Raw genomic sequence first — 12,404 nt, 5'->3', positions numbered from 1 at the left:
CACATTCTCGAACATGAATCTAGCCAGCTACAAATACATCGTTGTCGAAGGCCCGATCGGGGTCGGCAAGACCACGCTGGTCAACAAGATCGCCATGCACCTGGGTGGCAAGGTTTTGCTGGAACAGCCGCAGGCAAACCCGTTCCTTGAAAAATTTTATCGCGATGCCCCGCGCTATGCGCTGTCGACGCAAATGTTCTTCCTGTTCCAGCGCATCAACCAGTTGCGTGACGCTGCGCAGGAAGATCTGTTCGACAATAACGGTCACCTGATCGCCGATTTCCTGCTGGCCAAGGATCCGATTTTCGCGCGCTTGACGCTGGCTGACGAAGAACTCAAGCTGTACCAGCAAATGTACGACCATCTGCGGCCGCAGGTGGCGACGCCGGACCTGGTGATCTACCTGCAGGCCGAACCGGAAACCCTGGTCGGACGCATCAGGAAGCGCGGCATCGAGATGGAGGCGGGTATTTCACCCGAGTACCTGGCGCGCCTGTGTGAGAGCTATAGCAGCTTTTTCTATCATTACGACGATGCACCTTTGCTGATCGTCAATAACGAACATCTGGATTTGGCCGGCAACGACGCCGATTTCAACTTGCTCTTGGCGCGCATCGATGGCATGCGTGGCAAGCGTGAATTTTTCAATCGTGGAGAATGACAATGGCAGGCTATTTACAAGGCGGTGAGCCGGCGGCAGACGGCAAGGCGCCGGTTGCGCGCACTAAACCGATTACCATCCCGGCACTGCAGGCGTTGCGCGACAAAGGTGAAAAAATCACCATGCTGACCTGCTATGACGCCAGTTTTGCGTCGTTGATGGATCGTTGCGGCGTCGAAACGCTGCTGATCGGCGATTCGCTCGGCATGGTATGCCAGGGGCACAGTTCGACCTTGCCGGTGTCGGTGCAGGATATCGTTTATCACACCGCCAGCGTGGCGCGCGGCAACCGCACGGCGTTGGTGCTGGCAGACCTGCCGTTCGGCGCCTATGCGACTCCGGAAAGCGCATTTGTCAATGCAGTGCCAGTGATCCAGGCCGGCGCGCAAATGGTCAAGATCGAGGGCGGCGCCTGGTTGGCGCCGACCGTGCGCTTCCTGACAGAACGCGCAATTCCAGTGTGCGGCCATCTCGGCCTGACGCCACAATCGGTGCATCAGATGGGCGGCTACAAGGTGCAGGGCAAGTCGCACGCGGCGGCCGAACAGCTGAAGGCCGATGCGCTGGCGCTGCAGGAAGCGGGCGCCAGTCTGCTGGTGCTGGAAGCGATTCCTGCGGCGCTCGGCAAGGAAGTCAGCGAGCTGCTGTCGATCCCGACCATCGGCATTGGCGCAGGTCCGAATTGTTCCGGCCAGGTGCTGGTGATGCACGACCTGATGGGGGTTTTCCCCGGCCACAAGGCGCGCTTCGTGAAAGACTTCATGCAAGGCCAGACCAGCATCGATGCTGCCGTGCTGGCGTATGTGCGTGCGGTCAAGGATCAGTCGTTTCCGGCGCCTGAGCATTGTTTCTGAACCAAACCGGCGGCAGTGGCGGTGTTTGTCGTCATTCCCGCGAATACAGGAACCCATTTTCATGACCTTATTCAGTCAATTTGGATCCCCGCGTTCGCGGGGATGACGCAGTTGCTACGAGGGCAGCCCGCGCTGCTACGCGAACTTGAAATGAAAACGGCGCCGAATCAGGGCGCCGTTTTCATTTCATGAGGTCTTCAGCGTTGTTTGCTGTCGCTGCCTTGTGCCAGCGTCTGTAGCGGCGCAGGTGGATGTTCGGTGGCCAGTCCTTGTGGTGGCAGCACCACCAGCGGCTGGCTGCGTGAGCCTTGCGCCGAGAGCACATTAGCCGTGGTTTCCGGGTCGGCATTCCAGACCGGATCGGCGAGGCCGTCGAATACGGTCTTGAGCTGCTTGCCCCAGTTTTCGCGGATCATCTGGAAGTACTGGTTCTTTTCACCGATGGTGACGAAGCGGGTCACTGCCAGTGTATCGTTTTCGTACAACAGCATATCCAGCGGCAAACCAACCGAGACGTTGGAGCGCAGCGTTGAATCCATGGAAATCAGCGCGCATTTTGCCGCCTCGTCGAGCGACGAAGCCGGCGTGATGACGCGATCCAGGATCGGCTTGCCGTACTTCGATTCGCCGATCTGAAAATAGGTGTTTTCGTTGTGCGATTCGATGAAATTGCCGGCTGAATAAATTTGGAACAGGCGGCAACGCTCGCCCTTGATCTGGCCGCCGAAGATGATGCTGACGTTGAAATCGATGCCGAATTTTTCCAGTGCCTGCGCTTCGCGGTCGTGTACGGTGCGGATTGCCTCGCCGACGATTTGCGCGGCTTCGTACATCGAATCGACAGTCCAGATGGTTTTGCCGGCGGCATTCATGCGCTCGCCGATGACTTCCTTGACCGATTGCGAGATCGACAGGTTGCCGGCGGTCATGAGGACCATCAGGCGATCACCGGAATTCTCGAACACGCTCATCTTGCGCGCGGTGGCTACATGGTCGACACCCGCGTTGGTGCGTGAGTCGGAAAGAAAAACCAGGCCGGAATCGAGGCGCAGGGCGACGCAGTAAGTCATGGTGTCAGAGAAAAATGCAAAGTAAGGATTTTACAGGAACCCAACATCGTTTCCTGGTCAGGTTGCTACGGTTTTATTGGTTATGCAACAAGTTTTTACACATTCTCCTGCTGATTTCATTGATCTGATGGCAGTGTGGAAACATTCACCTGTACCGTCAGCGTTTCCTCGCCGCCGCCGCGTCGAACGCCGCGCACCGGCGCCGCCGAATCGTAGTCGCGTCCAATTGCTAGGCGACAATAATTGCTGCTGGCAAAGCAGGCATGGGTCACATCGATGCTGATCCAGCCTGAAAAATCGCGTTCCTGCACCCAGACATCGACCCAGGCGTGACTTTCCGCGTGATTGGTGTTGCCGGGGTCGATATAGCCCGATACGTAGCGCGCCGGGATGCCGACAGTGTGGCAGCAAGCGAGGAACAAGTGGGCGTGATCCTGGCATACCCCTGGCCTTGCGCCAGCGCGTCATCGGCGCTGGTGGTCACGGCGGTCGAGCCGCTTTGATAGGCAACTGCGGCGCAGATGGCCTGTGCCAGATCCAGCAATTGCCTGCTGCCGGCGCCCGCCTGAAGATGGCGATGGGCGAAGTCCGTCACGGCAACGGTGGGCTGCGTCAGTTGCGTTGGCACCGTAAATACCAACGGCGAAAATTCGCCCGGCTGCGGCAGGCGCCCCAAATGCAAAGGCGCAACCGCCACAGTGCCTTCGGCGATGATGCGCACCTCGTGGTGCGGCCGGGTGATGGTGAGCGTATGACTGAGATTGCCAAAGGCGTCGGTGAACGGATGGCGGGTGCCCGAGCTACGGATATTCCAGGCCAGCGTGCGCTGCTGTACCTCGGCACGCGGCGACAGGCGCAACTGCTGGATGGTGTAAGTCAGCGGAGCGGTGTAGTGATAGACCGTTTCATGCCGAATGGTCAATAGCATGGCGGCTCTGTCCTGGAAGCAGCGGTGACGCAGGTAGTGAAGTGCATGTCCGGCTTTCTGGCTGACGGGTTTGAAAATACTGCGTAAGCCGCGTTAACTGCCGCTTCCAGGTCATGGTGTTGCAAAGCTATGTATTCAACGGCACTAGGAAATCGCGGCTGATGCGGTTGCCGAGTTCGAAAACCCGCTCGAAGAAACGTGTCAGGTAGTCATGCAGGCCGGCATCGAGGATCTCGTCGAGATTGCTGAACTTCAGATCGGCGTGTAGCTTGCCGGCGAAGCGTTCGGTATCGGACGAAATGTCGTTGCGCACATGCTTCAGGTTGCCAACCACCTGTTCCATGCAAGCCAGCAATGAGCGTGGCATGTCCGGCCGCAGGATAAGCAAATCGGCCACGCGCGCCGGTGTGATCACATCGCGGTACACCTTGCGGTAGATTTCAAAGCCGGACACTGAACGCAGGATTGCCGCCCAGTAGTAGAAATCGACCTGCGGTTCGGCGATGGCGTCCTTGCGCTCTTCGGCGTGCTGCTGCTCCTTGCTCTGGACTTGCTGCTGGCCGTTTTTCTTGTAGGCCGCACCTTCCTTGGCGCCGTGAAACTTGACGTCGATGATGCGCGCGGTATTGTCGGCGCGCTCCAGGAACGTGCCGAGGCGGATGAAGTGAAACGCTTCGTCCTTGAGCATGGTGCCGATGGTGACGCCGCGCGATAGATGCGAACGGTGCTTGACCCATTCGAAGAATTCGCTAGGATTCTGCTCCAGCGCATCAGTCTGCAGGTAACCCTGCATCTTGATCCAGGTGGCATTCTGAATTTCCCAGGCCTCCGTGGTCAGCGCGCCGCGCACGGCACGTGCATTCTCGCGCGCCTGTTTCAGGCAGGAGGCGATCGAGGACGGATTGCTGGGATCGCGCACCATGAAATCGATCACGTCCTTTTGCGTCAGGACGCTGTATTTCTTGTCGAATGCCTGCTGCAGTTCGGAAATGCCGAGGATTGCGCGCCAGCCTTTTTCAGCATCTTCGACCGATTGCGGCAGCAAGCCGGTTTGCACGTGTACATCCAGCATGCGCGCTGTGTTTTCTGCCCGCTCGGTGTAGCGGGACATCCAGAATAAATGATCGGCGGTACGACTGAGCATGTTATTTCTCCAGAATCCAGGTGTCTTTGGTGCCGCCGCCTTGGGACGAGTTGACCACCAGCGAGCCTTCCTTGAGCGCTACGCGGGTCAACCCGCCGCGCACCATTGAGACGGTCTTGCCGGATAGTACGAACGGCCGCAGGTCGATGTGGCGCGGTGCAATGCCGGATTCGACATAGGTCGGGCAGGCGGACAACGCCAGCGTCGGCTGTGCGATGTAGCCATCCGGCTTGGCGATGACGCGCTGGCGGAAATCCTCGATTTCCTGCTTGGTCGAGGCCGGTCCAACCAGCATGCCGTAGCCGCCGGCACCGTGCACTTCCTTGACCACCAGATCCTTGAGATTATCGAGCGTGTACTGCAGATCTTCCTTCTTCCTGCACTGGAAAGTGGGGACGTTATTGAGGATCGGTTTTTCCGACAAATAGAACTGGATCATGTCCGGTACAAATGGATAGATCGATTTGTCATCGGCGACGCCGGTGCCGATCGCATTTGCCAAGGTCACGTTGCCGGCGCGGTACACCGACAGCAGGCCCGGTACGCCGAGCGACGAATCGGGGCGGAAGGCCAGCGGATCGAGGTAGTCGTCGTCGATACGGCGATAGATTACGTCGACTCGCTTGGGGCCGCGCGTGGTGCGCATGTAAACGGCGTTGTCGTTGACGAAAAGATCCTGCCCTTCGACCAGTTCCACGCCCATCTGCTGGGCCAGGAACGCGTGTTCGAAGTAGGCCGAGTTGTACATCCCCGGCGTCATCACCACCACGGTAGGATCGGTGACGCCGATCGGTGCGACCGAACGCAGATTGTCGAGCAGCATGTCAGGGTAATGCGCAACCGGCGCGATCTTGTGGCGCAGGAACAGCTCCGGGAAAAGCCGCATCATCATCTTGCGGTCTTCCAGCATGTAGGACACGCCGGACGGCACCCGCAGGTTATCTTCCAGCACGTAGAACTCGCCCTGGCCGGCCCGTACGATATCGACGCCGGCAATATGCGCGTAGATATCGGAAGCGACCGAGATGCCTTGCATTTCGGGGCGATACTGGGCGTTGCGGAAAATCTGTTCGGCGGGGATCACGCCGGCCTTGACGATGTTCTGGTCGTGGTAGATGTCGTGGATGAACATGTTGAGCGCTTTGACGCGCTGTACCAGGCCGGCTTCCAGAGTTGCCCATTCCTGCGCATGGATGATGCGCGGAATGATGTCGAAGGGGATCAGGCGTTCGGTGCCGGCGTCGTTGCCATACACGGCGAAGGTGATGCCGACCCGACGGAAAATCAGGTCTGCTTCGGCGCGTTTTCGGGCGATCGTTTCAGCGCTTTGCGCTGCCAGCCAAGTGGAGAATTCGTCATAGTGCGGACGCACCGACGAGTTGCCATCGGAATACATTTCATCGAAAAAATTTGCCATGATCTTGCTTTGCTGTGGTTTGATCGGAAACTATCAAGTAGCTATCAAGAAGCGTGCCCGTAGCATGCGGTTTGTCGCCGGCTGTTGCCGTTGGTTGCTTAATAAGCATTATCTTATTCAAAGATTAACACGGTGTAATGTGTTCTGAATAGATTTGTTTTCGGCGCAGCTACGTCCGCTCTTAGCAAATTTTGCGTAATCTGGGTGATGACCTCCGTGTTGATTTGATTGCAAAAAATAGTGTCAAATGCTGGCGATCCTGCTCAAACCCAAGGCTTCGGCGCCGGGACGGCGCACGGTGCGGGCATGTCGATTGAGGTGAACGCTGCCGGGCTGACGATTTCAAGATACTCCATGTCTTTGGAGTAGTCGAATAAAAAATGCACGATACCGGGGCGCTGATGCACGCAATCGCCAGCCTTGACCAGGGTTTCCTTGTCTTCATACATGAAGCGCGCCCAGCCTTTGAGCATGTACACGATGTGGAAATTCGCTTCATGCCGATGCCAGCCGGTGCCGACTTCCGGCGCCATGTTGGCTTTGACCAGATGGGCGACAACCTGGCCGCCGGTAGCGGCCGCGATGCCAAGGTCGCGATACAGGAAAAAATCGCGCAAGCCGCCTGACTCGAATGCGGTGTCGCCTTCGCAGACGTGGGAAAACAAGGTATGTGGGCTGGTTTCCGTATTTGTATCCATCGCGGCTATCCCTCCAGGTTAGTGAGCGTACAAGCTCTGCAGCGTTTCAGAACTCCACATCCAGTTCATTGATATCTTCCGGTTCGAGCTTGGCGGCCTTGATCCACTCCTGCATTTCCGACATCGAGATGATGCGCTTGCAATATGCGCTGCAGATGGAATCCAGTTTGACATCGTAGGTCAGGAATCGGGTAGCTACCGGGGCGTACATGGCGTCCGCCATGGAGCGTTCCTCGCCAAACAGAAAAGGTCCGCCATAGGTCGCCAGGCACTGTTTCCAGATGGTAGTGATGCGCTTGATGTCGGCTTCCGCGCGCGACCACACCTTGAAGTCGGGAAAACGCGCCTTGATATTCATCGGCAGGGCTGAGCGCAGGGCGCTGAAGCCGGAATGCATCTCGCCGCAGATTGAGCGGCAGTGGGCGCGCGCTGCACGATCGGCTGGCAGCAGTCCGGCTTTAGGCCGGATTTCATTGAGGTATTCGCCGATGGCCAAGGTGTCCCACACCACAATATTGCCGTGATACAGACAGGGCACCAGGATCGACGAGGATAGCAGGAGGATTTCTGCGCGGGCGTCCGGGTCGTCCGGCGAGATCATGTTTTCCTGGAATTCCAGCCCCGAAAACTTCGTCAGCAACCATCCGCGCAACGACCATGACGAATAGTTTTTGCTGGTAATGCTCAAGGTGGTCTTAGGCATGGCAATATTCTTCCGTATTGGGTCGAAAGCGATTTTGATTGGCAAACCGTTTCATAATGCTGAGCAAAGGCCGTGCCAGATAGTTGGGCATAGTTATTGCAGTTGAGTCGAATGCGGGTAGTCCAATAACAGGGTAGTCCCATGACGAAAATTTACCAGGCATATCAGGGCTATGCGGATCTCAGCGATCCGATGCGCGTACTGGCAGGTGCAGCGGCTCCCATGTTCAGCAACAAATGGCCGGGTTGGCCGGACAGTCTGGCGCTGCGTAAGATGGCGGCAGCCTGCGAAGTGTTTTCATGCACCCAGTTGACGCATCAGCGCCCTGCATTCGGGATCGACAGCGTGGAAGAGAACGGTTGCACGGTTTCGGTGCATGAAGAGGTGATTGAACAAACGCCCTTTTGTACTTTGTTGCGCTTCAGCAAGAGCAGCAATATAGAGCAGCCTCGCGTCCTGCTGGTGGCGCCGATGTCAGGCCATTTCGCGACCTTGCTGCGCGGCACTGTGGCAACTCTGCTGCGCGATCACGATGTCTATATCACCGACTGGCACAATGCCCGCGATGTCGCTTTGAGCGACGGTCGTTTTGGCTTCGACGAGTATGTCGCGCACCTGATCCGCTTTATCGAGACAATCGGTCCCGGCACACATCTGGTGGCGGTCTGCCAGCCGACCGTGGCGGCGCTCGTGGCGGTCTCGCTGATGGCGGCGGAACGCCATTCGGCGCAACCTGCCAGCATGACCCTGATGGCCGGCCCGATCGATACCCGCATCAATCCGACCGCAGTCAACCACTTGGCCAAAAGCAAGCCGATCGACTGGTTTGAAAAAATCTGGTCAGCACCGTTCCCGGTCGTTACGCTGGCAGCCAACGCCAGGTCTATCCCGGTTTCCTGCAACTGACCGCGTTCATGAACATGAACCTGGAGCGGCACATGAAGGCCTTTCAAAACCTGTATAACTATCTGGTCGAAGGGGAGGTGGAAAAAGCCAACACCATCAAGACTTTTTACGCCGAGTATTTCGCGATGTCGGATCTGGCCGCCGAGTTTTACCTGGAAACGGTGCAAAGCGTGTTTCAGGATCACGCACTGCCGCTGGGCGAGCTGCAGGCGCTGGGGCGCACCGTCGAACCAGCGGCGATTCGCCGCACGGCTTTGTTCACCGTGGAGGGTGAGAAGGATGATATTTGTGCGGTAGGCCAGACCGTGGCGGCGCAGGACATGTGCAGCGGCATTCGTCCGTACATGAAATCGCACCACGTGCAAACAGGTGTCGGGCACTATGGCGTCTTCAATGGCCGGCGCTGGGATAACGAAATTTATCCGCGCTTGCGGGATTTCATTCACAGTCATCATTAGGGTTTGCCAGCGGTTACGATTTCCCGCGATTTTTTTTCCGCTTTCCTTGTTGGCTAACTGAAGCGTTGCGGCAGAAGTTTTCAAGCTGAGTTCATAGATTGTTGCAGAGGATACCCATGTCAATTCACGTAGCACTCAATCATCTCACCACCTATCGCTACGAACGCCCGATCAGCCTGGGGCCCCAAATCATTCGCCTGCGGCCGGCACCGCATCGCCGCACCCGCATCCTCAGCTATTCGCTGCGGATCTTGCCGGAGCCGCATTTCATCAACTGGCAACAGGATCCGCAGGCGAACTACCTGGCGCGGCTGGTGTTCCCGGAAAAGACCACTGAATTCCGCATTGAGGTCGACCTGGTGGCCGAAATGTCGGTCCTTAATCCTTTCGATTTCTTTCTGGAACCCTACGCCGAGAAAGTGCCGTTCTCGTATGCGCCGGAACTGCAGAACGAGCTGGAGCCGTATCGCAAGAAATTGCCGCTGACGCCGTTGCTGCAGAAATTTCTCGACCAGGTGCCGCGCGAGCGCGTGCGCAGCGAGGATTTCCTGGTCAACCTGAACCAGAAGCTGGCGCAGATGATCAGCTACACGATCCGCATGGAGCCCGGCGTGCAAACACCGGAGCAAACCTTGCGCCTGGGTTCCGGATCCTGCCGCGATTCGTCCTGGCTGCTGGTGCAGATACTGCGTTATCTGGGATTGGCAGCGCGTTTCGTGTCGGGTTACCTGATCCAGCTGACGGCGGACCAGAAGTCGCTCGATGGCCCGTCCGGGCCGCAAGCCGATTTCACCGATCTGCACGCCTGGTGCGAAGTGTATTTGCCCGGCGCCGGCTGGATCGGACTCGATCCTACTTCCGGGCTGCTCGCCGGCGAAGGGCACATCCCGCTGTCATGCACGCCCGAGCCATCGTCGGCTGCGCCGGTCAGCGGCATGGTCGAACCATGCGAAGTGGTGTTCGAGCATGCGATGAGCGTCAGCCGGATCTGGGAATCGCCGCGCGTCACCAAGCCTTACAGCGAACAGCAATGGGCGGAGATCGAAGAGCTGGGACACGCCATCGACGACGATCTCGATGACCTTGACGTGCGCCTGACGATGGGTGGCGAACCGACTTTCGTGGCGCTCGACTATCCCGATGGCGATGAATGGAACACTGCCGCGATGGGCCCTACCAAGAAGCCTTTAGCGGCCCAGCTATATCACCGCCTGCGTCAACAGTACGCGGCGCAAGGCTTACCGCATTTCGGCCAAGGGAAATGGTATCCGGGCGAACAGCTGCCGCGCTGGGCGCTCAATTGCTACTGGCGCCGCGATGGCGAGCCGATCTGGAATACGCCGGAACTGATCGCCGATGAAACATTGCAGCAGGCGCCCGACGACGGCGTCGCCGAACGTTTTCTGCAAGGCGTCGCAGCGCGCCTGGTGCTGGATCGCCAGTACGTATTCGCAGCTTACGAAGACATCTACTACTATCTGTGGCGCGAGCGCCGCCTGGCGATCAACGTCGATCCATCCGATGCCCGCCTCGACGACAAACAGGAACGCGCCAGGCTGGCGCGGGTGTTTTCGCAAGGATTGCGCAAGGTCGCCGGGTTTGTCTTGCCGCTGGCACGCACGCCGGACGACAGCGGCTGGAAAAGTGGCAGCTGGTACTTGCGCAGCGAGTATTGTTACCTGCTGCCGGGGGATTCTCCGTTGGGCTATCGCTTGCCGCTGGATTCGCAGCCTTGGGTCAAGGAAGGCGACTTTCCCTATGTGCACCAAGCCGATCCGACCCAGGCGTTCCAGCCGCTGCCGATCGCCCAGCAGATTCGCCATCAATTGGCGACACCGGCTTTCGCCGCCGCAAAAGCTACGGTAAGCAATGGTGCCGGTGACGCACCAAAATACAGTTCGGCGTTCAATGGCGAGACGCACGCCGTGCCGGGGCCGTTCGAATCCGCCGATCAAATCGCACGAACCGCATTGTGTGCGGAAGTGCGGCAAGGCACCTTGTATTTGTTCATGCCGCCGCTGGCGCGCCTGGAAGATTATCTGGAACTGGTGGCAGCCATCGAAGCTACCGCCCAGGCGTTGCAGCAACCGATGTTGCTGGAAGGCTACGAGCCACCTTCCGATCCGCGCCTGGCGAAATTCAGCGTTACTCCCGATCCAGGCGTGATCGAGGTGAATATCCAGCCGATGCATAGCTGGACCGAGCTGGTGGCCAATACAAACTATTTGTACGATGTCGCTCGCGAGACGCGTTTGACCACCGAGAAATTCATGCTCGATGGTCACCACTCCGGCACCGGCGGCGGCAACCATCTGGTGCTGGGCGGCGCCACTACCGGCGATTCGCCGTTTCTGCGTCGGCCCGATCTGTTGCGCAGCCTCATCAGTTACTGGCATAACCATCCGGCGTTGTCTTATTTGTTTTCCGGCATGTTCATCGGGCCGACTTCGCAAGCGCCGCGCGTTGACGAGGCGCGCAACGATGCCGTGGTCGAGCTGGAGCTGGCGTTTGCCGAAATGGACAAACAGCTTGCCGTCGGCGAATGTGCGCCGTGGCTGGTCGATCGTCTGCTGCGCAATTTGCTGATCGACGTTACCGGCAACACGCACCGCGCCGAGTTCTGCATCGACAAACTGTATTCGCCCGACAGCAGCACCGGTCGCCTCGGCCTGCTGGAGTTGCGTGCTTTCGAAATGCCGCCGCATGCGCGCATGAGCCTGACCCAGCAGTTGCTGCTGCGTGCACTGGTGGCGCGTTTCTGGAAGACGCCGTACACGCCGCCGCGCCTGGTGCGCTGGGGCACCGAGCTGCATGACCGCTTCTTGTTGCCGCACTTTATCTGGCAGGACTTCTGCGACGTGATGGATGATATGCAGCAAGCCGGTTATGCACTCAAGCCGGAGTGGTTTGCGCCGCACTTTGAATTCCGTTTTCCAAAAATCGGCGATTTCGCAGTGAATGGCATCGCGCTTGAACTGCGTACCGCGCTGGAGCCGTGGCATGTGCTCGGTGAGGAAAGCCGTTCCGGCGGCAACGCCCGCTATGTCGATTCGTCGCTGGAGCGCTTGCAGGTCAAGGTGAGCGGCATGGCGCCGGATCGCTACGTGCTGACCTGCAACGGCGTGCCGGTGCCGTTGCAGCCCACCGGCAGGGTCGGCGAATTCGTCAGCGGCGTGCGCTACCGCGCCTGGCAGCCGCCGTCGGCGCTGCATCCGACCATTGGCATCGATTCGCCGCTGACCTTCGACCTGGTCGATACCTGGAACGGCCGCAGCCTGGGCGGTTGCCAGTATCACGTGGTGCATCCGGGCGGACGCAGCTACGAGACCTTCCCGGTCAATGCGTTCGAAGCGGAAAGCCGGCGCCTGGCACGCTATTTCCGTCTCAATCACACGCCGGGACCGATGCAGGTCAGCACGCCGATAGCGTCCATCGAGTTCCCATTTACGTTAGACTTACGTCACTTCTGACTAACCTCTGTCGTCAAGGATCTTCGAAGAGCACGTCATCCCCGCGTTTGCGGGAATGGCGTGCCGGAGTTTTTCGACTCCTTGATCCAGGTTGT

General features: G+C 58.5%; 8 protein-coding genes and 2 pseudogenes. 4 read left to right on the top strand and 6 right to left on the bottom strand.

The annotated features are described in order from the left end of the window. Window positions 1–13 precede the first annotated feature (13 nt). Both CAter10_RS18320 and panB read left to right on the top strand, forming a co-directional pair. Complete coding sequence (locus CAter10_RS18320) at window positions 14–661, top strand: deoxynucleoside kinase (protein ID WP_061535455.1); 648 nt, start codon at window positions 14–16, stop codon at window positions 659–661. A 2-nt stretch (window positions 662–663) separates the two neighbouring features. Further along, window positions 664–1,515, top strand: a complete 852-nt coding sequence (gene panB / locus CAter10_RS18315) for a 3-methyl-2-oxobutanoate hydroxymethyltransferase (protein WP_061534544.1) — start codon at window positions 664–666, stop codon at window positions 1,513–1,515. A gap of 197 nt (window positions 1,516–1,712) precedes the next feature. Here the strand turns inward: panB and CAter10_RS18310 are convergent, their stop codons facing one another. From CAter10_RS18310 to CAter10_RS18285, 6 genes and pseudogenes are all read right to left on the bottom strand, one after another. Next, entirely contained in the window at window positions 1,713–2,585 is an 873-nt protein-coding gene (locus CAter10_RS18310) for a proteasome-type protease (RefSeq protein WP_061534543.1), read from the bottom strand. Between the two features lie 116 nt (window positions 2,586–2,701). Next, a pseudogene (locus tag CAter10_RS18305) lies at window positions 2,702–3,513 on the bottom strand (transglutaminase family protein). 127 nt (window positions 3,514–3,640) lie between these two features. Beyond that, window positions 3,641–4,657 (bottom strand): alpha-E domain-containing protein, encoded by a 1,017-nt coding sequence (locus CAter10_RS18300; RefSeq protein WP_061534542.1) that lies wholly within the window; start codon window positions 4,655–4,657, stop codon window positions 3,641–3,643. Window position 4,658: 1 nt separating this feature from the next. Next, complete coding sequence (locus CAter10_RS18295) at window positions 4,659–6,074, bottom strand: circularly permuted type 2 ATP-grasp protein (RefSeq protein ID WP_061534541.1); 1,416 nt, start codon at window positions 6,072–6,074, stop codon at window positions 4,659–4,661. 263 nt (window positions 6,075–6,337) lie between these two features. Further along, window positions 6,338–6,772, bottom strand: coding sequence for a cupin domain-containing protein (locus CAter10_RS18290; RefSeq protein WP_061534540.1), 435 nt, complete (start codon window positions 6,770–6,772; stop codon window positions 6,338–6,340). Between the two features lie 46 nt (window positions 6,773–6,818). Continuing rightward, a complete protein-coding gene (locus CAter10_RS18285) occupies window positions 6,819–7,475 on the bottom strand; it encodes a glutathione S-transferase family protein (RefSeq protein WP_061535454.1) in 657 nt (218 codons plus the stop codon). A 141-nt stretch (window positions 7,476–7,616) separates the two neighbouring features. On the opposite strand from CAter10_RS18285, the pseudogene CAter10_RS18280 reads away from it, so the two are divergent. Together CAter10_RS18280 and CAter10_RS18275 are read left to right on the top strand one after the other, a co-directional pair. Next, window positions 7,617–8,839, top strand: a pseudogene (locus CAter10_RS18280) (polyhydroxyalkanoate depolymerase). A gap of 116 nt (window positions 8,840–8,955) precedes the next feature. Further along, window positions 8,956–12,309, top strand: a complete 3,354-nt coding sequence (locus CAter10_RS18275; protein WP_061534539.1) for a transglutaminase family protein — start codon at window positions 8,956–8,958, stop codon at window positions 12,307–12,309. The last annotated feature ends 95 nt before the right edge of the window (window positions 12,310–12,404 follow it).

This window comes from Collimonas arenae (assembly GCF_001584165.1).
GTDB lineage: Bacteria > Pseudomonadota > Gammaproteobacteria > Burkholderiales > Burkholderiaceae_D > Collimonas > Collimonas arenae.
Note: the sequence above shows the minus strand (reverse complement) of the source record. Positions and strands in the feature narration are given on the sequence as shown.